Genomic DNA, 555 nt, shown 5'->3' with positions numbered 1-555 from the left:
TAATTCGTATTTGGCAGCCAAGAGTACGCCGCTCGATAAAATTGATTACTGAGTGTGCAGGCGGCCTCTCAGATCGGTGAGATCAGCACCTAAAATCCCGTAGGTAACAGGATCATAAAATTGCATCAGATTGATGACCAATTCTCTGGCATCAACTTGCAAAGCCTCCGCCCAGATCCGGTAGCTGTCGGGGGGGATGCGGCCACGGCCCGTCTCAATCTGCGAAACGAAGGTGTAGAACTCGACGCCGATCAGGGCCGCAAGCTGGCGCTGAGATAAGCCGGCAGCCTCGCGTAGTTCGCGGACGTAGCGTCCGCCCTCACGGCGAAGTTCCTGCACCTCCTCAGAGGCCAACTTGGTTTGGTGGGCATACATAACGCACTCGTCCGAGAAAGTTGGGCTGCCAGAGCGCCGCAACCTCCTTCGGCCGCGCGTTTGAACAGCAAAGTTTATACACCCTCGGCCCCGACCTGTCCAGTCGACCGTCCCGCTCATCCGAATCGGCTTGATTCGTGTTGCTGGCCTTGCGCCCCTCACCGCGGTATGGGACCACAG

The 555-nt window shown here is 57.7% G+C and carries 1 protein-coding gene; it reads right to left on the bottom strand.

Annotated elements, in window-relative coordinates:
• Positions 1 to 45: 45 nt before the first annotated feature.
• Positions 46 to 375, bottom strand: coding sequence for a helix-turn-helix transcriptional regulator (locus FV226_RS27720; RefSeq protein WP_147765430.1), 330 nt, complete (start codon positions 373 to 375; stop codon positions 46 to 48).
• Positions 376 to 555 lie beyond the last annotated feature (180 nt).

This window comes from Methylobacterium sp. WL12, from assembly GCF_008039475.1.
In the GTDB taxonomy this organism is placed as follows: domain Bacteria; phylum Pseudomonadota; class Alphaproteobacteria; order Rhizobiales; family Beijerinckiaceae; genus Methylobacterium; species Methylobacterium cerastii.
Note: the sequence above shows the minus strand (reverse complement) of the source record. Positions and strands in the feature narration are given on the sequence as shown.

Coding starts and splice junctions, on each gene's coding strand:
- FV226_RS27720 (WP_147765430.1), bottom strand. CDS start 375: ATGTATGCCCACCAAACCAAGTTGGCCTCTGAGGAGGTGCAGGAACTT.